At 40.4% G+C, this 21,420-nt stretch carries 24 protein-coding genes and 1 tRNA gene; 17 read left to right on the forward strand and 8 right to left on the reverse strand.

Features of this window, described 5'->3' with window-relative positions; genetic code table 11:
* Window positions 1-245: 245 nt before the first annotated feature.
* The 8 genes from AACQ83_RS10695 to AACQ83_RS10730 form a co-directional block, all read right to left on the reverse strand.
* On the reverse strand, window positions 246-872 hold the full coding sequence (locus AACQ83_RS10695; RefSeq protein ID WP_112877540.1) for a LysE family translocator: 627 nt from the start codon (window positions 870-872) through the stop codon (window positions 246-248).
* A gap of 276 nt (window positions 873-1,148) precedes the next feature.
* On the reverse strand, window positions 1,149-2,096 hold the full coding sequence (locus AACQ83_RS10700) for an ornithine cyclodeaminase family protein (protein ID WP_192881009.1): 948 nt from the start codon (window positions 2,094-2,096) through the stop codon (window positions 1,149-1,151).
* Window positions 2,097-2,182: 86 nt separating this feature from the next.
* Window positions 2,183-2,833 carry a carboxymuconolactone decarboxylase family protein gene (locus AACQ83_RS10705; protein WP_240000769.1) on the reverse strand — a complete coding sequence of 217 codons (651 nt, stop codon included), beginning with the start codon at window positions 2,831-2,833 and terminating at the stop codon, window positions 2,183-2,185.
* Between the two features lie 139 nt (window positions 2,834-2,972).
* Window positions 2,973-3,551 carry a prephenate decarboxylase gene (locus AACQ83_RS10710; protein WP_112877536.1) on the reverse strand — a complete coding sequence of 193 codons (579 nt, stop codon included), beginning with the start codon at window positions 3,549-3,551 and terminating at the stop codon, window positions 2,973-2,975.
* Window positions 3,552-3,572: 21 nt separating this feature from the next.
* A complete protein-coding gene (locus AACQ83_RS10715) occupies window positions 3,573-4,520 on the reverse strand; it encodes a branched-chain amino acid transaminase (RefSeq protein ID WP_112877534.1) in 948 nt (315 codons plus the stop codon).
* The gene (locus tag AACQ83_RS10720) at window positions 4,517-5,920 is read right to left on the reverse strand and encodes a phenylacetate--CoA ligase family protein (RefSeq protein ID WP_112877532.1); all 1,404 of its coding nucleotides are present in this window, start codon (window positions 5,918-5,920) and stop codon (window positions 4,517-4,519) included. The genes AACQ83_RS10715 and AACQ83_RS10720 overlap by 4 nt, the downstream gene beginning before the upstream one ends.
* A 13-nt stretch (window positions 5,921-5,933) precedes the next feature.
* Window positions 5,934-6,356 carry a DUF2000 domain-containing protein gene (locus tag AACQ83_RS10725; protein WP_112877530.1) on the reverse strand — a complete coding sequence of 141 codons (423 nt, stop codon included), beginning with the start codon at window positions 6,354-6,356 and terminating at the stop codon, window positions 5,934-5,936.
* Complete coding sequence (locus AACQ83_RS10730; RefSeq protein ID WP_112877528.1) at window positions 6,346-6,711, reverse strand: Dabb family protein; 366 nt, start codon at window positions 6,709-6,711, stop codon at window positions 6,346-6,348. Before AACQ83_RS10730 ends, AACQ83_RS10725 begins: the two co-directional genes overlap by 11 nt.
* A gap of 729 nt (window positions 6,712-7,440) precedes the next feature.
* Here AACQ83_RS10730 and AACQ83_RS10735 point away from each other — a divergent pair.
* The 17 genes from AACQ83_RS10735 to AACQ83_RS10815 all read left to right on the forward strand — a co-directional run bounded on the left by AACQ83_RS10735 (window position 7,441) and on the right by AACQ83_RS10815 (window position 21,406).
* Window positions 7,441-7,516, forward strand: a tRNA-Thr gene (locus tag AACQ83_RS10735).
* Between the two features lie 1,245 nt (window positions 7,517-8,761).
* Window positions 8,762-9,181 (forward strand): antiterminator Q family protein, encoded by a 420-nt coding sequence (locus AACQ83_RS10740; protein WP_112877524.1) that lies wholly within the window; start codon window positions 8,762-8,764, stop codon window positions 9,179-9,181.
* Window positions 9,182-9,606: 425 nt separating this feature from the next.
* Window positions 9,607-10,155, forward strand: coding sequence for a phage neck terminator protein (locus AACQ83_RS10745; RefSeq protein ID WP_445260528.1), 549 nt, complete (start codon window positions 9,607-9,609; stop codon window positions 10,153-10,155).
* A gap of 3 nt (window positions 10,156-10,158) precedes the next feature.
* On the forward strand, window positions 10,159-11,628 hold the full coding sequence (locus tag AACQ83_RS10750; RefSeq protein ID WP_112877521.1) for a DUF3383 domain-containing protein: 1,470 nt from the start codon (window positions 10,159-10,161) through the stop codon (window positions 11,626-11,628).
* 9 nt (window positions 11,629-11,637) lie between these two features.
* Window positions 11,638-12,078, forward strand: a complete 441-nt coding sequence (locus tag AACQ83_RS10755) for a DUF3277 family protein (RefSeq protein ID WP_112877519.1) — start codon at window positions 11,638-11,640, stop codon at window positions 12,076-12,078.
* 114 nt (window positions 12,079-12,192) lie between these two features.
* Window positions 12,193-12,603 carry a phage tail assembly chaperone gene (locus tag AACQ83_RS10760; RefSeq protein ID WP_112877517.1) on the forward strand — a complete coding sequence of 137 codons (411 nt, stop codon included), beginning with the start codon at window positions 12,193-12,195 and terminating at the stop codon, window positions 12,601-12,603.
* A gap of 77 nt (window positions 12,604-12,680) precedes the next feature.
* Complete coding sequence (locus tag AACQ83_RS10765; protein ID WP_255417038.1) at window positions 12,681-12,806, forward strand: DUF6889 family protein; 126 nt, start codon at window positions 12,681-12,683, stop codon at window positions 12,804-12,806.
* Window positions 12,796-14,562, forward strand: coding sequence for a hypothetical protein (locus AACQ83_RS10770; RefSeq protein WP_112877516.1), 1,767 nt, complete (start codon window positions 12,796-12,798; stop codon window positions 14,560-14,562). The genes AACQ83_RS10765 and AACQ83_RS10770 overlap by 11 nt, the downstream gene beginning before the upstream one ends.
* A gap of 2 nt (window positions 14,563-14,564) precedes the next feature.
* Entirely contained in the window at window positions 14,565-15,170 is a 606-nt protein-coding gene (locus AACQ83_RS10775) for a phage baseplate protein (protein ID WP_112877514.1), read from the forward strand.
* Window positions 15,155-15,460 (forward strand): phage baseplate plug family protein, encoded by a 306-nt coding sequence (locus tag AACQ83_RS10780; protein ID WP_112877510.1) that lies wholly within the window; start codon window positions 15,155-15,157, stop codon window positions 15,458-15,460. The genes AACQ83_RS10775 and AACQ83_RS10780 overlap by 16 nt, the downstream gene beginning before the upstream one ends.
* 91 nt (window positions 15,461-15,551) lie before the next feature.
* Window positions 15,552-16,508: a phage protein gene (locus AACQ83_RS10785; RefSeq protein ID WP_112877508.1), complete on the forward strand. Its 957-nt coding sequence runs from the start codon at window positions 15,552-15,554 to the stop codon at window positions 16,506-16,508.
* Window positions 16,505-17,260 (forward strand): phage baseplate assembly protein V, encoded by a 756-nt coding sequence (locus tag AACQ83_RS10790; protein WP_112877506.1) that lies wholly within the window; start codon window positions 16,505-16,507, stop codon window positions 17,258-17,260. The genes AACQ83_RS10785 and AACQ83_RS10790 overlap by 4 nt, the downstream gene beginning before the upstream one ends.
* Window positions 17,257-17,604, forward strand: coding sequence for a hypothetical protein (locus tag AACQ83_RS10795; RefSeq protein ID WP_112877504.1), 348 nt, complete (start codon window positions 17,257-17,259; stop codon window positions 17,602-17,604). Before AACQ83_RS10790 ends, AACQ83_RS10795 begins: the two co-directional genes overlap by 4 nt.
* Window positions 17,597-18,790, forward strand: coding sequence for a baseplate J/gp47 family protein (locus AACQ83_RS10800; protein ID WP_112877502.1), 1,194 nt, complete (start codon window positions 17,597-17,599; stop codon window positions 18,788-18,790). The genes AACQ83_RS10795 and AACQ83_RS10800 overlap by 8 nt, the downstream gene beginning before the upstream one ends.
* Window positions 18,787-19,359 carry a DUF2612 domain-containing protein gene (locus tag AACQ83_RS10805; RefSeq protein ID WP_112877500.1) on the forward strand — a complete coding sequence of 191 codons (573 nt, stop codon included), beginning with the start codon at window positions 18,787-18,789 and terminating at the stop codon, window positions 19,357-19,359. The genes AACQ83_RS10800 and AACQ83_RS10805 overlap by 4 nt, the downstream gene beginning before the upstream one ends.
* Window positions 19,360-19,361: 2 nt before the next feature.
* Window positions 19,362-20,780 carry a phage tail protein gene (locus tag AACQ83_RS10810; protein WP_112877498.1) on the forward strand — a complete coding sequence of 473 codons (1,419 nt, stop codon included), beginning with the start codon at window positions 19,362-19,364 and terminating at the stop codon, window positions 20,778-20,780.
* Window positions 20,780-21,406 carry a tail fiber assembly protein gene (locus tag AACQ83_RS10815; RefSeq protein ID WP_112877496.1) on the forward strand — a complete coding sequence of 209 codons (627 nt, stop codon included), beginning with the start codon at window positions 20,780-20,782 and terminating at the stop codon, window positions 21,404-21,406. The genes AACQ83_RS10810 and AACQ83_RS10815 overlap by 1 nt, the downstream gene beginning before the upstream one ends.
* Window positions 21,407-21,420: the final 14 nt, after the last annotated feature.

The following is a 21,420-nucleotide window of genomic DNA, read 5'->3' on the forward strand; positions in this document are numbered from 1 at the left end:
TCAATCCATTTTCATGGACATAAGGTGACCATTCATCTATTGAGCAACAAATGATGGGGGATGAAAGTCCACAGCCTGATTGATCTGAAATCTATCAATTTCCAATGAGTAAGTGTGTGCGATGGTTTCCGGGGACGAGTTATGTCTTTAATTTATGGTGTATCCACGATTTATTGGCAAGAATGGTTTTCCAGGGCGGATTCTTGTTCAATAAAACCGTGGAAATAGTAAGAAATTAAACTTTTTTAATCGCCTTTGAACAGCATAGTTACAGCGGTTACGAACATAATGATAGCCGCACCTTTAAATAAAATCCGTTGTGCCCGTTGGCTTGATAACAGATGTCGAATACTGAGAGCACCGAGAATAAATACCGCGCCTACGCTGAATAAGACAAAAACCGTCAGTGGTACTAACATGAGCCCCCAGTTTTGCAACGAGATAGATTCCATGTTAATTACCAAAGGTAATAGAGCGAGATAGAAGGCAATGGTTTTAGGGTTGCTTAACGTTAGAGTGAGGCCAGATAACCAGGCCGCAGCCAACTCCTTTTTCTTAATGGGTTGGTCTTCGCCAATGGATTGATGATCGGCAAACCAAAACTGCCACGCCAAATAACCCAAATATAAGGCGGCACCCCACCTCACCACAACGAATAAAGTGTCAAAGCTGCTCGCGATAATGGACAAGCCAAAAACAGCAAAGGACAAATAAGTGAGATCACCAATAATCAGGCCAAACAACACACTAAATCCCGCTAACGCGCCATTACTCACACTTCTGGCAACCAATGCTGCCATTCCTGGGCCTGGTATCGCCGCAGCAACAGTCAGTGCCGCTGTATAGGTTACTATTTGTGACACTTCTAGCATATCTTTCCTCTCAAAATAACACTTTGAAGTAACAGAACATAAAAATGTCACTTGCGTATGCAAGTGACAAATAGGACTCTTTAGTATATACCCGTCATCTTTCAAGTTGCCTCTTTGTTGGCTGCACTCACTCACCCCGGTCACATAGTTACCTATGCTCCCGGGGATTCGCTCCCTTGCCGTCGCGATGCATCTTGAAATCCATTGGGTATAGACAATAACGACATTTTTCTAATGCTGAACGTCTTAAGTTTGGCATATTTTCATCCAAAATAATTAAGACATTTTTATTAGTTGTCGAATGACTTCCCGAGAAAATACCATATCTTGAACGGCCAAACCAACGGATTGAAAGATAGTCACACCCTGATCGCACAAATTGGAATGAGATTGAGAAACGGTACCAATTTCTATCCCAATGTCTGACCCACTAAGAATACCTTTCTCCCTTGCCTTAATAACAGATTGAGAGGCGGCAAGTACCGATTCATTGGAATCAGTAAATAGGGTTGTATTGCTATACATATCTTCGCTGAGTTCCTGGAATCCCAGTGCCGAAGCGCCAATGGCATTGACATGACATTTAACCGGTAGCTCTTTTCTATTGAGTATAGGGTCACGCGATGCCGTGGTTGTGCAAATGATGTCACTATTGAGTACAGCCTCTGCCGGTGAGGCTTTGATCGAAATGGGAAGATTGAGCGTTTTATCACACCATATAGCAAATTCTCGGCATCTTTCTGCATTGCGACCCCATAAAGTGACTTCTCTAATCGGGCGTACATATAACATGGCTTGCAAATGTGCTTTTGCTTGTAAACCAGTGCCAAGTATCGCTAACCGGCTAGCATCCTTTGCGGCAAGAAGATGAGTTGCATAAGCAGAAGCGGCGGCGGTGCGGATTTCTGTGATAGCGCCGGCATCCACCGCGGCAATCCCTGAAACACCTGGCTCGTCGTAAACTAGCACGCTACCGATGTGTGAAGGTTTATCGCTGTTGCTTTGAAACCTCACTACCACCGACTTTAACCCAAATCCTTTGTATGGCCCCTCCTTAATATAAATCGGCATGGTGCCCATTAAGCCATCTTCACCTTTAACAATATTGCGCAAAGGTTGTTCTACTTTTCTTTCCGATTGCAATTTAAATGCTATTTCACTTAGCTTAAGACTAAGTTCCATCGTCAAATAACGCGCAACGGTTTCTTTATCGACATAAAGCATGTTGATGCCTTTCAATATCAGTTATATACCCGTCATCTTTCAAGTTGCCTCTTTGTTGGCTGCACTCGCTCACCCCGGTCACATCGTTATCTATGCTTCCGGGGATTCGCTCCCTTGCTGTCGCGATGCATCTTGAAATCCATAGGGTATAGATCATCCAGCTTGAATTTATCATCAATCTCAGTTCCAGCAATGCTATTGAGAATTGTCGACATATTCTTTTGAGAAACACCTAACACGACATCTAACATATTCTGTTTGCTAAAACCACGGTTTAAGAATAGATCAATAGCATCTCTTTTCAATTGTCCCCGGCAATAAATGACTTCTATGGTAAATTCACGCAGTGCCAATAATCGTGGGGAAAGATCGTTGGTTTTTTCAATCAATGCCTTAACCGTTTTTTTGTCCACGCCATTATGAATTGCAATATAGGCGTGTGCTTGAACCGTATAATTACAACCATTTTCTATTCCGGTTGTAATCCACACCACAGCTTTTTCCTCTTCATTCAGTGAACTATCAATAAATAGGTCGTGTGCTCGTTGGTAAGCGGCTAATAATGAAGGAGATTCTGACATATAACCACTTTGGTTAGGTATCCAGCCGAAATCATTAATAGAACTTTGAAGTAATTTTTTACTTTTTTCAGGTGTGGTAGTAATGGTGTGTAGAGTAAGTAAAGACATAATAACCTCTGTATATTTTTGAATAAGTCTATACCCGTTATCTTTCAAGTTGCCTCTTTGTTGGCTGCACTCGCTCACCCCGGTCACCATAGTTTGCTATGCTCCCGGATTCACTCCCTTGCCGTCTCGATGCATCTTGAAATCCATAGGGTATATATATTTGCCTATTTTAAAGCAACGTTAGCTTTTATGCGGCTGTAAATACTGACCAAAGCATTTGAATTGGCCGAATATGAGAAATAAATTTTAAATTGTGTAATTTTGCTGCCACTTCTGTCGTGAGTGCGGCATCTACCTCTGAATTAGCAACAGCTTTTGCGGCTGAACTGGTTGAATCTTTAAAAATGATATCTGCAATTCTTAGATTATCAGGCAACAACTCTGGGATTAAAGCCTTTGGTGCCGGATGGGTTGCAATGACGATATTATCTGTAGTTAATTCATCACGAATAGCGATACCATAATTAGGCGTGTAATTTAAAAATGCGGATGACAAGTTAAACCTGTTATCCATATAAAATTCACTGATATTGTAATAAGCATTGGCGACCACCAATGCCTGACAGTTATTTAAAATAATTTGATTACTTGCTTCTTCGTAAGTATTACATAAAACAACCTGGTAGCTTTTGGCGACTTTATTTTTAATAGCAAATTCACCAAAACGAATAGCGGATTGTTCGCTACTTGTGCCTGACGGGCCTAAGGTAGCAATATTTAGAACATCAAATGTATCTTTGTAGAAACTAAAAAAAACACATTCCATGATGTCTCTCCTGGAATTACACTAATAAACCGGATTTAACCAATGTGAGAATTTATCTATTCTACCTCTGATTATTTCTTGATAATCTTTGGCAATAACATTGGCTATAGAATCTTCTTTTTGTATATATGACACATTGTCTATTTGTGACACAATTGATATTTCAAGGCCAGTGCCTGTTAAAAAACAGCCATCTGCTTCATAGAGATCCTTTTGTTGAATTTCTGACTCAATACAGGGAATATTGCGGAATTTACAAATATCGAAAACAGATTGTCTGGTTATTCCATTAAGAATGCCCGCGCTAAGCGATGGTGTAATAACGCAATTATCTTTTACAATAAAAACATTTGATGTACTTGCTTCTGCGCACATGCCTTGTTCATTCAGCATGATAGCATCATCAAATCCGTTTTCTTTGGCATCTTCATGAGCAAGTGCGGAATTAACATAAGTGCCGGTAATTTTGGCAGATGATGGAATTGCCGCATTTGATACACGTCGCCATTTTGAAATAAGACATTTAAACGCTGCTTTTTTGGCATAAGCCCCCATAGGTAAAGCGTTAATACAGAGGGTTGAATTTACACCACTTAGCTTAACGCCAAATTTCTCACCCGGCATTAACGACTTTTTAAGCGCTAATGGCCTGATATAAATATCTTGTTTGAAACCATTTTTAATGATGATATTTTTAGTAATATCGGTTAACTCCTGACTGGTATAGGGCAATTCAATTTTTAATGTTTTAGCTGATTGAATTAACCGTTCATAGTGCTCATGCACTCTAAATAGATTAAGTTGGTTATTGTCTTGATCCCAATAAGCCCGGATTCCCTCAAATGTACCGGTGCCATAATTTAACGCTTGTGTATTGGCAAGAAAGGTCGCATTGCTAAAATTGAGATATTCCCCGTCTAGAAATACGATCCAATCTTTATTAACCGGGCTAACGATATTGTTTGTCATTTAGTGGCCCTCTTGTTCATGATCTCTAAAGCCGAATTTCGCTCAATATTGTTGGTATCATCTCTCAGATCATGGATCCGTGCTGCTTTCCAACTTACCATTGCTGCGGTTCCAATAAGTCCACCGACATCTCCTACATGGATGTCGACATTCATATTGAATTTGGATTCCATTTTTTGCTTTATCTTACTAATGAGTGACGCATCATTTAATTCGTCACTCGGCTCTAAAGTGATCTTGAGCTCATCTGTACCGGCTGTGTTGTTGATTTCAATAAAGTATTCAAAACAATATTCGAGTTCTTCAAAGATGGCATTTTCAATATCAAAAGCATACACATTGGCATTGTTTAATACTAATACATCTTTTACCCGGCCGATGGGTTCTATTTCCCATTGATTTAAGCCTATTGCTTTACACCGAACCATATCCCCTGTTTTGTATCGAATCAGAGGTTTATTCCCTTTATATAAATGGGTAATCACTAATTCACCAGCAACGTGATTATCGCCAACATTGAGTTTTTGCTGAGTAAAAGGGCAAATGAGTTCGTAATAATTGTTGTATGGAATAGTAATAAGCTTATTGGTATTGTCACAAGCCGCCAGAATTGACGTTTCTTGTGAGGCATACATACAGTTGTAAATTTTAGCGCCCCAATTCCGAGATAAGTTTCTTAATCTATTGGGGGTAATAAGTTCGCCAAGCACCAAAATGATCTCGATACCTAATTCTTTTGCATCACATGCATTGTTCCGACAATATTTTAGCAACTCAGCGGCGACCGCAGGTGTGCAAACTAAGGCGGTTATTTTGAGGTCTTGTATCAGCCTGAGTACTCTGTGCATACCAACAACGGGCGAACGAGGCCACATTTTGATAACGGTATGCCCTAAACTGCGAAATACATCTTCAAATGTATCTCCAGTGGAGTGCAATTCCGTTGGACCCATCACGCCAATAATGTGTTGTTTGCCTTCTTGATTGAAAATAGACTCATATTGCAGAGTCAGAAAACTGTTATTAACTAAAGAGTCTATTTCATTGCGAGGACAAGGTGTTGATGGCCCAGTCGTCCCTGTGGTTTCATAATATATCCAAGCGTTATTTAGGCTATCTGAAGATATCGTGTTTCCCGCCTTACTTAGATCTGATTTTGTAGTAAAGGGAAGTTTTTCAATCAATGAGGATAAATTTTCATCATCATTTGGGTTTATTGCGTCTAGACGATCTTGATAGAAAGCTGACCCATTTTTCGTATAATTTATGATTTCTTTTAATTTTTCGTATTGTATTTTTTCCAATGCGGAGATATTTATCTCGCCAGACAGATATTTTTTTAACTCGGTAAGGTATTTCATACCTAATTCATGAAGTTCATTTCTAAAAATGGAATACATATATATTACCTGGTTATTTATAAAGTGGTAAGTTGCCAGTGATTTTATTGATATCTTTCTTTGGTCCAACTATGCCAATTCCAGATAACTTCAATTCATCCGAATGTTCAGCAGATAATTTTCCTTCGTATTCCTCATATGTTCTGCATGATTGCGCTAAACAGGAAAAAGGACTCAATTTAAAATTATCGTTAGATTTTAATTCATTATGAATAGCGGCCAGTACATCATGACTAGCTTTCAAAACAGGCAAAGGCGTTTTAATGACACCGGGATAACAAATGCTATCTTTACTAAAGACATCGTGTCCTACAATCCCGTTGATATTTCTACCAATTGAAACACTAATGACGCTCAGTGCATTCATGGCTAACCCAAGTGGCAGACTATCAGCGATAACGACGACACTTTTATGTAGGTTTTCGTCAAATTCCATACGACTTTCCTATTAACTGAGTGAAATTTATCAACTTATTTATATCGATAATAATATCCGAGACTGTCCATGTACTTATTTCTTTCCATAGTACCACGCCTTTTATATGATCGGGATGATGCATGTATATGTCCAGGTCTTCGTAACTTTCAAAGTAACCAATTAAACTAAAGTCAACTGATTGCTTTCTGTCTACCGTACTGCGACCACAAAACCATCCTTTTATTTCACTTATCTCATTTATATGATTTAAAGTCACCTTCTCTGCTAATATAGCCTTTTCACTATCCCAGCTTATTCCATCCTTGAAGGTAAATAAGACTTGGTGTGCAATTAAGTTATTTTTGCCCAACATAATTTACCTCATAATTAATGATTTTGAGTTATAATAACCTATAGAAACGATCTGATTTATACCTAATATTAGCGCATGCCTGATTTAGTTTTTTTGATTTGCGTCTAATTTAAATAGCACATTGCATTTATAGCAGTCAACTATTTCCCTATGGTAATAATTTAAAAAAGAGTGGGAATATTGTGGTTCTGACAATGATAAGAAAGCTGTTATGGCTTGCCTTTGGCTTATAAAAAACAAGCTCAATTTGATTGCGCTTACGCCTTGAAAATATATTTTGTCGCCTTGTGTTCTACCGTATTTTGAGTATTTGTTTTTTAACATGTTAACCGATCCTTATATTGTTTGGAGACAGGTTATTTTGGATATTTTATCTTCCACTTCTGCCAGACGATCAGGCTATTTTACGACCAGTGGCTATTTTCTAATAGGTAGCAAAGATAATAAAACATTTTGTTGTTATTTCTGATTTGTCAGTAAATGACCAGTTTTTTTGATGTTGAAAATAACTCGCTCATCGGCTGTATTTTGATAAGAAACTACAGCAATTCAGTGGATTCGAGGCAGTAGTCTTGCATTAATGGGCTTTCAAGCCATGGTATGTCGTTGAGCATGTCACTAATGATGAGTGTTTTGGTGATATTTTTAAATCATCTATTATTTATGCTTGATTGTTTGCAATGGGTTGTAATATACTGCGCTCGCTTTCGGGGGCTAGCCCTGAAACACGCCGGCTTAGCTCAGTTGGTAGAGCAACTGACTTGTAATCAGTAGGTCACCAGTTCGATTCCGGTAGCCGGCACCAAATCAAATAAGAAGCCGTTATCTTTTCAGAAGATAACGGCTTTTTTCTTGCTTGATAGTAGATGATGCTGTTTATATATCCAGTTAATTCTGCTATTTTCCAGTACAATTTCCCGCTAAAACGAGTTTCTGAATTCATGGCATGGTTAAATTTACTGTTAGGCTGGTCGAAATAAAACCATGTAGCTATAAATATAGGACGGCAAATTTTTAGATAATACGGATTTATTTTCGCTGGTAAAAACTGACAGAAAAAAATATTAGCGTTTGGGATATCTGTTTTCCAGACATGAAAAAATATTTGCTATAGGTGTGTATCCATCTATTCGTCTGGCGAGAGCTGAAAATAAGATGGGATAGGGTGAGTAGGAAATAGCAGAAGATATTGATGTTGTAAAAGTGTATCAGATAAAAGCAATTTCGGCTCAGAAGAATATTTTTGCTAACTATCTACTGAAGAGTGTGAGTTTAAAAATCACATTGGTTAGAAGCGGATATATCTGACAGTGTTAAAACTTTTCACGTAGATATTTACCTGATAATCGGTAATTTATCGTTAGCAACATTAATTCTGTGGATATCTTAAATGTTTTGCTTGATCTGCTGGCGATATTGCGAATAGGGTTGTTGCGATCTCACATTTGCACCAGTTTCGTTGTCCATCACCTTGTAAACAGGCCGATTTCAGTGTCTTCGGCATAGGTGTTGACACCATTCTTAATCGGCATTTTATGACGGATTTCAACGTCGATCAAAAATATTTTTTACACTCAAATATCCATGAGATAAAAAATCTGTGCTATTTTTTATTTAATGAATTTTTCATCTCATAATAAAAAGGGGGTGTTATGTTGCTTGAAAACTTTTGATAAATAATAAAGAACATGCGTGTTGCTTTAGGTGCTAAGCGTTTTAAAGGAAGGTACATTAGAGGATTAAATGAAGATTATAAATTTGTATAATAAATACGTAGATGAGGAAGAAGAGCACTTTATGGTCATCCGTATTAATAACGATATTTATGTGTTTTCCTCTGAAACTAAGCTTGGTCAAGAATAGGGGTTATTTACTATTTGTATTTAATAGACTAAGTAAACAGATGTATTTAAACGATGTAGTTACGTAACAGAGAAACACAAAAATAGAGAATGGGAAATTTGTTATAATGCCAAATGCATGGATGCATGAGACCATCATGAAAATAATTTTTACTACTATTTGTTACTAAAAGTTAAGGTCAAAATATATGCGCAATATTCAACAAGTTTTAGAGTGTTGGGGCGGTTGGGTTGATGATGCCACTGGTGTTAATTGGCCACCGATCGCTGCTGGATTTAAAGGTCTGATTGCGTCAACTCGTTCATTACGTCCTTCATGCTGTGATAACGATGGCTTGATCATTGATGCTTGTATCGCAAAGTTGCAGACGGTAGATAAATCTGAAGAAATTGAAGTTTTATTTATGTACTACGCTTTAAGGCTTTCCAAACGATCCATCGCGCGTTTAATTAAAGTACCTGATATTGAAGTCCGTTCCCGGTTGCAAAAGGGAGAAAGTTTTGTTCAGGGATGTTTGGCTATGCTTGATATTAAGTTAGAAATGGATGATGAAGTACAAAAACATAAAAAGCTTGCGCGTACGCAAAAAGCTATGGTAGTGTACTAATTAGTTAAAGTTGCGAATAAGCCCCGATAGAAATGAAATATAGAAATATCGGGGCTTTTTTCATTCGGATATTGCAGGTAATGAGGGAAATTAGGATTTAAGCCATTAAATTCGGTTTAAAAAATTCCTGTTATCCAATGAACTCTATTTAGTACGAGTGAACCTTAAGTATCTTCTATTGTACTCTGATAAATAAGTGAAAATTTAAATCATTATTGTCGAAGGCCGCACTGTGTTGCGGCCTTTTTCGTATTTGCCGTCGCGAATCGCTTACGCATATTTTTTACCTTTTTCGCGGTCGGTATCCCTATTAAATCAATCATAACTCGGTGTTGAGAACTAAGTTTCCATAAGAACTAGTCCTCAATGCAGGGCTTGGTTTACCCAAGCACAGGGTGAGTTATTGCTGTTTGATGGAGGTATTTTTGATGAGCAACGGTAGTGATAAAGCGGGTTGGTTAACACCTGTCACGTCTGGGCCTGAGTACGATGATGAGCTGGAGCACATACTGAGTCGTTGGCTGGGAGGTGTTTCTGGTTTGCCTGACGATAAAGTGCGTTCTCGATGGACATCAGCACAACTGCCCCAGTTACCGGCAGATGATGACGGGTGTGATTTTGACATAACGGATTTTATTGCGGATGCCTCGCCGGTTTTTGAGAACCAGACTGATGAAGGAACCAAGTTATGGCGTCATGAGGAGATTGTGTGCTTGATTTCCTTTTATGGCCCGAACAGCCAGCGGTACGGCGCCCGTTTTCGTGATGGAGTGGCGGTCAGTCAGAACAATGACGAATTGGAACGTTTCGGTCTTTCAGTCGACAAACTCAGCCGGCTGACTTCGTTACCGGAACTTATCAATAACCAGAGGGTGCGTCGTTATGACATGACGATCACCTTGCGGCGAAAAGTGGTGCGTGAATACGGTGTTAAATCACTGGTGGAAGCGCCTGTCAAATTCTTAGGAGATTAAATTATGCAGGGTTTACCTGTTTCAAACATTATCAATGTCACGTTGAATATGGCTCCTCATGCGGCTCAATCCCGGAACTTTGGTGCGTTACTGATCATTGGCGCAAGCAACGTGATCAACCCTCAAGAACGTTTACGCCGGTATTCGGATATCGATGGTGTCGGTGCTGATTTTGGACTGACTTCACCAGAATATCAGGCCGCGGCGCTTTATTATTCCCAGTCACCCCGTCCGGTTGATTTATATATTGGTCGGTGGGCTAAGGACAATGTGGTCTCCTCTTTACAAGGGGCAGTATTGACTAAACAGCAGCAAATTATTAGCAAATTTACTGCCGTCACCGAGGGTTCTTTTAAGTTGACGATTAACGGTAAAGAAACGGTATACAACGGCATCGATTTGAGTAAAGAGACCAATCTTAATGGCGTGGCCCAACGGATAGTGGATAAGTTAAAAGATTGTTCAGTCACATATGATAGTTCTTCTTCGCGTTTCGCTATTATGTCGAATTCTGTAGGGGCGGTTGGCTATGTTTCACCGGCAACGACGGGAACTTATATTGGTGATTTATTAAAGCTGGACGAAATATCGGGTGCTACTGCTATCGAATCTACCAAAGCAGAAACCATTGCCGAGGCGGTGGCAGCATTGGGATCGGTATCCAGTGGCTGGTATGGGTTGGTTATCGCTGATGACTCTCTGACGGATGAAGATATTCTCTCTGTTGCTGATTACATTGAATCCGCATCTGTTTCCCGTATCTATGGGCATACAGTGCAAAAAGCAGACGTATTGGATGCTGACGTTAAGACCGACATTGGTACAAAATTGAAAGGGAGGAACTATCAACGCACACTTTGGCAATATTCAACCGGTAAATCCTACACGGTTGCTTCGCTGTTGGGCCGTATGTTTACCGTCAATTTCAACGGCAATAACACCACCATAACCTTGAAATTTAAACAGGAACCCGCTGTAACCGCAGAAAACCTCACGGCAACGCAAGCCAATGCGTTGAAAAAGAAAAATGGCAACGTTTTTGTTAAATACAACAACGATACGGCCATTATTCAGGAAGGTGTCATGGCGAATGGGGATTTCATTGATGAGCGCCACGGTCTGGATTGGTTGCAGAACTACGTTCAGAATAATCTTTATAACCTGCTTTACACCAGTACTAGCAAGATCCCACAGACTGATGAAGGTGTGACACGGCTAATTACCAATGTTGAGCAGTCACTGGCTCAAGCGGCGACAAATGGATTAATCGCTCATGGTGTATGGGGCGGCGATCCGATTGGTGCGCTGGATACGGGTGCAACATTAACCAAAGGTTACTACGTCTACGCACCGCCAATTGCAACGCAGGCCCAGGCTGATCGGGAAGCTCGAAAAGCGCCGGTTATTCAGTGTGCAATCAAATTAGCAGGCGCTGTTCACTACGCTGATGTCATTATTAATGTAAACAGATAAGGGTTGAAAATGGCTACATATTCTTTTCTTGATGTTTCCGCTTCTATTACCGGAGTTGGCGGCTCTTTTGATCTTGGTAACGGTGCCGCGCTCTCGGATGAGGGGATTACAGTCACCATGTCGGAGAGTAAAAACACCATGACCACTGGCGCAGACGGAGAAGTCATGCATTCATTGCATGCAACCAAGTCTGGAACCATTACGGTTAATTTACTTAAGACCAGTCCGGTAAATGCTAAACTGAATGCGATGCTCAGTACGCAATCACTTTCATCAGCAGCATGGGGCAATAACGTGATTGTTATTCGAAATAAGCAAAGTAACGACATTGCTGTTGCACGTTCCGTCGCTTTTCAGAAACAGCCTGATTTGCAGAATAGCAAAGCTGGTAATACCGTTGCTTGGGTATTTGATTGTGGAAAAATCGACATCATGTTAGGCACATTCTAACCAGCTTACTTCACAACCATTTAAATCACCGTCAAATCTACCGGAGCATTTGTCCGCATTTTCAACATCGGACTTATGCTGCGGTAGTTTGAATGAGCTTGAGGATAAGTGATCATGGAATTTGAAATTGATGGCAAAAAATATCGCAGTGGTAAATTAAACGCTTTTCAGCAACAGGATTTAGCGGTGGCTTTAGCGCCGGCTATTCCGGCACTTGGGCTGCTGATGAAAAAGATCGTGACAGCTAAAAGTGATGATGGGATAGAGGGCTTTGAAGAAGTGCTCCCTTATTTGGTGGAATCCATCAGCGCATTAGGAAAATCCAACCGGCATGAAATTAATGATATTTGCTTATCCGTTGTTTCCCGTGAACAGAATGGTATCTGGAACCGGATTTATGAACCTGATGGGCAGGTATTGATGTTCGATGACATCAACGGCTTCGAACTGTTGAAAATTGTCGGTTTTATTATCCGAGACTCATTGGGAAATTTTTTTCCCGCCCCATTAGAGAGCGCAATGTAATCCCAGGACAAGCCAGTTTAAATTTTGAAACCCTCCCGAAAGGGCGTGATTATCTATTACGCCCGGTCATTGCGGGCATGTGCCGTTATGAATCGTTGAAAAACAGCGTCCTTGATCTGGCTGATATTGCATTGATGAACGATGCCCTTGATGTTAAATCGGAAAATGAGGCCATGATAGAGAGGTGGCGAAATGAGCAGTAATGCTGAAATAATTAAAGATTTCCTGGTATCACTTAAGTTTGATGTTGATGAAGTAGGGCAGCGTAAATTTATGGCTGTTACTGCCGAAATCACGTCTAGTATTCTCAAAATGAGGGCGGAAATTGAAGAAGCCACATTAGCGGTGGTTAATTTTATCGCTCAAGCCGCTAATGGGCTGGACAAACTTTGCGGACAGTTGCAAAAAACAGATGCAACAATTGAAAAAATTAAATCTATTAATAGTGGTGTCAGCCTAGTTGTGGGAAGCGTAGAGACATTTCTGCCGTGTATTGATGCTCAATCCCATGCTACAAATGGTCGCCATTTTAATACTGCTTCCTTGGCTGCATCGATGGGTGAGCAGTTATTAAAAGTAACAACGGATTGTGCTAATCAAAATATCGGCACACTTGATAGTGATGACATATTTAATGCCGTTGAGAAATTAGTCAAATGGTTAGACAAAGGAGAAATTTCTGCGAAAGGTTTATTGGCGACATTGAATGAATTGTGGAAATTTACAGGAAGAAAAATTGTTCTGGGAGTATTATTTGATTTTAATAGTCGATTAAATGCATTACAGGAAGAAGCAAAGAAAAATCACGAAACAATAGCTGAAACATTGTCACGGCGGAAAAGAGAATATGATGCAAATAAAAAACCACTTATAACATATGATCAACTTAATAATTGGATGTCAACACATGGGATTTATATTGCTTCTGACCTGACTCCATTTTTCAGCAAAGATAAATATGAAAAATACCAAGAACAAATTGATGATAAGAAAACGATAATCGACAAAGAACATAGCCAGAAAGTTGCTGATATTTCCAGTAAAGTATCAGAACGATCAAGTAAAACGAAGAAGAAACGAAAGAATAAGCAATTAAATAAAGATCATCTTAAGGCTGGCATTGTTGAGCATCACGATGCTCCTAAGGAGTTAAATACTCCAGTTAATCCGCCAACGAATATCTTTAATAGTGAGCTTACAGCCGCAAAGCTAAAAAGATTAAAGTCTTCGCGAGGAGTACGGAATAACAATCCATTAAATATGAACTTTGTACATCAGACAGGAGCGGTACCTGAAGATAACCCAAAACCCAGATTTGCTAAGTATCCAGATGCATTCAGTGGATTAAGGGCTACTGCTCACCAGTTGAGTCGTTATTTTCATGGTAAAACTACAGGAACAAAGCTACAGACTATTGCAAGTATTGTTCCGGTATGGGCACCAAAGAAAGATCATAATAAAACCAAACAGTACATTGCCAATGTATCTAAAATGATGGGAGTTTCTAAGGATACGGTCCTTGATCTCACTGATCCTGATGTGATGCAACGGCTGATTGATAGCATGATGATAGTGGAAAGTGGTGGTAATCCCTATTCACCAGAATTTATCAGGTCAGCGATTATGGCAGAGCTACAGCCAGCGAATAAACCGCCAAAGCGGGCTGGACATTTAAATCATGTGGTTCATTCTTTGCGAAATATGTCCATTGATCACCGAATGATCAATGGTGCGGTGACAAATATCAATAATATGGTGAATCATCAGGAATTTACTCCCGCTTTATTATATCGTGTGCCAATATCTGCCAGCAATAATATGCCGGGAATAGGAGAAGTAAATTATCATATTGAGATTAATGGCGTTGAATCTCCCAAAGAAACGGCGAGACTGACCGGAGAAACGATAGAACGCACTCACAGTATGCTCCTTCGAAATATGCAAACACAGGTGAGATAACAATGGATATATTATCAGTCATGTTTTCTCAGCAAAAGAGAAAAATAGGTGTCATTGTACCGAGTGTCATTATTTCAGAAACACATACGGATGTATCGAATATCACCGATCATCCGGTCCAGCAGGGGGTGACATTCAGTGATCATGCTTATGACAGCCCATCGGAAGTGAGAATGGATTTAGGTTTCGCCGGTGGTGGTTCGCTGCTTGATATTATTGATACAACAAAGGTATTTGATATTTCTACCGGGCTAAACCTTGGAACCAGCCCGCGCGATATATATCAACAGTTACTTGACCTAAGGGCATCACATAAACCGTTTGATGTCGTAACGGGAAAGCGCTTATATAAAAATATGTTGATTAAAGATATCAGTGTCACAACAGATAAAACCAGTGAAAATGTTTTATCGGTAGTTTTAAACCTACGTGAAATTGTTATTGTTGAAACGTCACCGAATAAGGCCGCGCCGGCGGAAAATATGAAAAATCCTGAAGATACAGCACCTGTAGTTAATATGGGCGCCAAAGTCACGGTGAAGCCATCAATGCCAAAAATTATTCTTGATTTTATTATAGAGCGAGGTAAAAAATGGCTAGGGTTGTAGAAATTCCTTTATCACCGCAAAATCAGCAATTCGATATTCAGCTAAATGGCATTAACTATAAAATGAGATTAATGTGGCGTGATATCGCGGGTTGGATTTTGGATATTATGACGCCGGACAGTGAATTTATTGTCACAGGTTTACCGTTGGTTTTTGGGGTTGACTTACTGGAACAATATCGTCATCTTGGTTTTAACGGCTCATTAATTTTTTATGGTGATATAAATCAGGAGAAACCTTTCAGGAATAATCTTGGTAAAGAGGACAGGTTATACTTTGTAATAAGTTAACTTGATGAGAGGAAGGGTAAGATATTCTGTAATAATTTATTACATACGCCGCTTAATTGCGGTTCTTTTATTTCTATTAATTAGGTGAATTATGTCAAAACAATGGATAAGAGAATGCCACCTTATCGTTGTAGACAAAGATGGCGAAAAAGTAAATTTATCAGATCTGAAAATCACATTTAACATTAGCAGAACGGAATCTTCCAATCCTGCTACTGGTATTTTTACTATATATAACCTCAATAACGAAACTAGTAATAAATTACGTAAAAATGAATTTAAAAAGATTAAATTTGTGGCGGGTTACAAGGAGAACTCAGGACAAATATTCTCAGGCCAAATTCAGTACACGTATGTAAAAAGAGACAACGCAACGGATACTTGTGTTGTAATTCATGCAGCGGACGGGGATGAAGCACACAATTATGCGACCGTGAATACCACCATTGCGGCTGGATATTCGCAAGCAGATTTAGATCATTTGCTAATGCGTGATATTGCCAAATATGGCATTACCGCCGGTCTACGCCCTGAATTCAGTAAATCAGCATCACCCAGGGGAAAAGTACTTTTTGGCATGCACCGCAATGAAGTTTCTAATCTGGCAAAACAATGTGATGCTAATTGGCGCTATGAAGATAACAAACTACACATTGTACCCAAAAATAAATACTTAACTGAAGCCATTGTCCTTACATCAAAAACAGGCCTTATCGGTATGCCTGAACAAACTATTGGCTCAGGTATTAACGTTACATGCTTAATTAATCCGAATATCCGCCCCGGGACATTAATCCGACTGGATAACCGTTCAATCAAACCGGTTGATCCGGCGACTAAACAAGCTGCTCAATCTGGTGATCATAAGGATGCAAAAGCACAACCGGCAATGTTGGATGCTGATGGTGATTACATTGTCTTCAATGTGGAGTATTCCGGCGATACCCGCGAAACAGAGTGGTACATGACAATAATGTGTATCGCCAAGAGCGATCATACTTTGCTGAATCAATCAACTCACAATAAGGATAAGGCAGAGAGCGAATGATAAATACTGACGAACGACTCAATAGACCTGAAGCGGTCTTTTTTGCTATGCAAGAAGTCATTAGCGCCGGATTGTATGTCTCCTTGCCTTGCATTATTCAATCATTTAATGCTGATGCGGTAACCATCACCGCGCAACCGGCCATCAGATGGAAAATCAGGCAAAAAGATGGGGAACTGGAATCGGTATCCTTACCGCTGTTAGTGGATGTGCCGGTTATATTCCCAAGGGGCGGTGGTGTGACATTAACCTTCCCGATAAAAGCCGGTGATGAATGCCTGGTCGTATTTGCTGATCGCTGCATTGATTATTGGTGGCAATCTGGCGGTGTGCAGGAGCCGGTCGATCCCCGGCAGCACAACCTGTCTGATGGATTTGCCATTATTGGCCCACAATCCCAGCAACAAAAAATATCGGGTATCAGCACAAACGCTGCTCAGTTGAGAAGTGATGATGGAGCGGCTTATATCGAACTCGATCCCAACAGCCATAACGTCACGATTATCACATCGGCAAAACTTATTGCGACAGCCAATGGCGGTACTGAAATCACTTCACCTGACATCTTCCTAAATGGCAACGTCACCATTAACGGCAATTTATCACAGGGCATGGGCGCTGGTGGTGGCACCGCAACCATGCAAGGCCCGGTCACGGTGAGTAATGATGTGACAGCGGCAGGGATTAGCCTTAAAAACCATGTACATAGTGGTGTGCAATCAGGTGGCGGTAAGACGGGGAAACCTCAATGAGATACAGAAGAGAAATTGACAACGACTATGTATTTGGTCGTGGAGAGGCGGGTTTTCTTATCAACTCACCGGAAGCGGTCGCACAGGCAGTGAAAACTCGCCTGATGTTGCGCAGTGGCGAATGGTTTCTTGATAACCGAGAGGGGACAGATTACGACGACGTGTTGGGTAAAGGCACATCGGGTTTTTATGACCTGATTATTAGACAGCGAATACTGCAAACGCCGGGTGTAGAGAGCATTACCCAATACCGTAGTGAAAGAAACCCGGAAACAAGAAAAATCACCATTACAGCCACGATTGACACGATTTATGGACAGACAGGAGTAACTGCTGATGTATGAAAGTATTATCAACACAATGTTACCTGCTATTGATAAAAATGGGATCAATGCTCCTGATTATCAAACCATCTTGAATAGCTGGAAGACGATATTCAGGGATATTTATGGGGACGATATTTACATTGAATCTGACAGTAAAGACGGTGTTTTTTTATCGCTAATAGCATACGTTATTCACGGTTGTAACAACGCAACCATTGCCTCCTATAACTCATTTAGCCCGGCAACCGCGGTGGGCGAAGGGCTTTCCCGCAATGTCAAAATCAACGGCATCACCAGAAAAAGCGCCAGTAACTCAACAGTGGATATTTTGGTTACTGGTCGAGCTGGCACCGTTATCCGTAACGCTTCTGTCCGGGATGATGCGGGAAACGCTTGGTCACTACCGGATGAAGTCATTATAGATACACACGGGCAGGCTATTGTGACCGCGATTTGTCAAAAATCGGGTGCAATCGGCGCATTACCTCACACGGTTAATCAAATTGCTACGCCAACATTGGGCTGGCAAACCGTGACGAACCCGGTTGCGGCTACACTTGGTCGGGGAATTGAAACCGATGTAGAACTGCGAATACGGCAAGCGGTTTCCGTTGCGCTGCCTTCGAGAACTATTATAGATGGACTGATGGGAGCAATTGCCAACCTGCATGGGGTTTCACGTTACCGGGGATATGACAACGACTCGGACAAAGCGGATGAAAATGGCATACCCGCTCATAGCATTGCACTTGTCATTGATGGTGGAGACTCGAAAGAGATTGCCCGGACTATCTTATTGAAAAAAACGCCGGGCATACCGACATTTGGCACCACCTCTGAAACGATTACCGATGATTATGGTAATAAAAAAACGATAAACTTCTATCGCCCTACACTGGTGCCAATTTACGTTGAAATACACATTAAACCCTTTATCGGATATACATCAGATATTGGCAATAATATTCGTAATGAAATGTCTAACTATATAAAATCCCTTTATATTGGTGATGGAGTATATGTGACTCGTTTATTTGTACCGGCAAATTTATGCAATAAAAACGGTGGACAGACATATGAAGTATTATCTGTGATAGTGGGAAAATCAGCATCGACATTAGGAGCGGAGAACATTAACATTGCTTTTAATGAAGCGCCGACATGTTCACCTGAAAATATTAAAATAATAACGGTGATCGAATGAACAAATATATGAAATTGATTCCTGCATATCACATGGAAGGTAAAAAATATGTCAGGATGCTTGAAGCTGTGACGGATATTTTCAACCAGAATGCGTTGACAACAGACTTACTGATTAGCAGTTTTGATCTTGATAAAGCGGTTGGCAAACAGCTTGATATTATTGGTGAATGGGTAGGAAGAAATCGAATGATTCAGACTCCGATTGATTCCTATTACTTCTCCTTTGATATTACTGACTTAGGATTTGATAGTGGCAGATGGAAAGGGCGGTTTGACAGTGATAAAAGTTATATCAACTTGGATGATGATAATTATCGCGTCGTCATCAAAGCTAAAATAGGCGCAAATAACTGGGATGGAACTGCCGAATCGTTTAATAACATCCTGAGTTTTATTCACTCAAATAATGGCCTGTCTGTATCTTTCGAAGACAACTTAGATATGTCATTTACCGTGACTGTTAAAGGTAAATCAATTAGTACTATTACTAAAGAAATCATCCATCAGGGTTATCTCTCACTTAAACCTATGGGGATAACGGTTAATTACCATATAGTGGAGGGTTAGAAATGGCTAAAAATGATTTTAAAGCATTTGCCATTGGTGAAAACGCGAATACTTTATCACAAGAAGAATATGAAAGTGCAGATTTTATTGAGGAGGGATTTAAATCAGGAATAGCGAGGAGTGAACGATTAAATAAAGTTTGGCGCCAATCTTCGGTTATTGCCGCGGTGATAGGGAAATACATTGCAGAAAAAACCGGTGAAGACGTTATGGATGATGGAGACCTGGAGAAACTCGTAGCGCAATTGGATTTAGCATTAAAACATAAAATTACTACAGAAATCCCTGATGCTTCATTGACGCAGAAAGGCATATCGCAACTCAACAGCGCGACAAATTCTGACAGAGAAGATCAAGCGGCGACGCCGAAAGCGGTTCACGATGTTAGAAAAATCGCTGAGAGCAAATTGAGTGGTGTTTCTGATGCCTCATTGACTCAGAAGGGCGTTGTACAACTGAGTAGTGCGACAAATAGCACAAGTGAAACCTTAGCGGCGACGCCAAAAGCAGTTAAGAATGCATACGATTTTGCAAATACGGCAAATGTAGCAGCTAAAAATGCTCATGATGAAGCGAACAGGGCTACAGATAATGCCAACAGCAGATTGGCAAAAAACCAAAATGGCGCAGATATCCCTAATAAAAGTGAGTTTATAAAAAACCTTGGTTTAGTGGAAACGGTGAATAAGGCAAATAATGCGGTATCTAAAACAGATGCAGATAGCACATATGCGCGGAAAAAATCACAAGATGAGTTTACATGCGGTAGTTTAAATGTTGTTGCTAATCATGAATATCCTGGAATCAAATTAGAAAAAAAAGATGGTAGATACGTTCAAATTTATGCAAATCCCGACGGGCAAGACCCATTAACAATCTCATATAGAGACAAAAACGGCGATACAATCTATTACGCAAGTGTACAGAAGAAATCCGGCATGTTAGCAATGCTAGATGATATCAACGTCCCCGTCGGCGTCCCGCTTCCGTATCCACATAGATATACCCCGGCTGGATACCTCACTTGCAACGGTCAATCATTCGATAAGTCTTTATACCCAATGCTAGCAGAAGCTTATCCTGCCGGTAGGGTACCCGATTTAAGGGGCGAGTTTATCCGGGGGTGGGATGATAGCCGAGGTGTTGATCCGGGTCGGGTGTGCGGGTCGTGTCAAGGTGACGCACTTCAAAACATTATTGGCGGTTTTACAATTCGTCGTCATCGAAGCTGGTCACAGCTAGAAAACGTAACTGGCTGTTTTGATAGAAAATTTAACTCGTCGTCGGGACTTGCTGTAAATCAATCAGCGGGGGAAACTGGTGCTGATAACGTAACATTTGACGCATCACGTGTCGTACGTACTGCAAACGAAACCCGTCCACGTAACATCGCATTTAATTACATAGTGAGAGCAGCATAATGACAGAACAAAAATATTCTTTAGAACACGAAACAGCCGTATTGGGTGAAGACGGATTAGCAATTCAAGCAGGCTGGATAAAGGTTTATCACTCGAATCAGATAACAAGAGAATTCACAGTCTCTGACATTGAATATGTCATGCTGGGTGTCAGTTTATCAGCGGGTGCCTATTCTGATGCGCCAGAACTGCCGACATCTCATGACGAAGCCGTTTGTCGCAGTGAAGACAGTAAGTGTTGGGAAATACTTACTGATTACCGTGGCAAAATAGCTTACGACACGTTAACGCAAGCACAGATTGAGATAACAGAAATTGGGGAATTACCCGCAACACTAACCTTCAAAAAACCCGATACGGATTATGATAAATGGGACGGTAAAGAGTGGATAGTTGATAAAGACCTTCTCAAATCTCATCAGATTAATGAAGCTAAGCAACAACAAGCAGCACTGTTACAACAAGCAAATGAAACGCTCTCATTGCTACAAGACTCTGTTGACTTAGAAGTCGCTACAGACTCAGAGAAAGCCGCTTTGCTGGAATGGAAGAAATACAGAGTATTGCTTACTCGTGTAGATATTCTGCAAGCACCTAATGTTCAGTGGCCGGAAATGCCGAAGTAAACGAAAGCCAGGTG

Origin of the sequence: Photorhabdus sp. S10-54, from assembly GCF_963878145.1 — a bacterium.
Taxonomy (GTDB): domain Bacteria; phylum Pseudomonadota; class Gammaproteobacteria; order Enterobacterales; family Enterobacteriaceae; genus Photorhabdus; species Photorhabdus kayaii.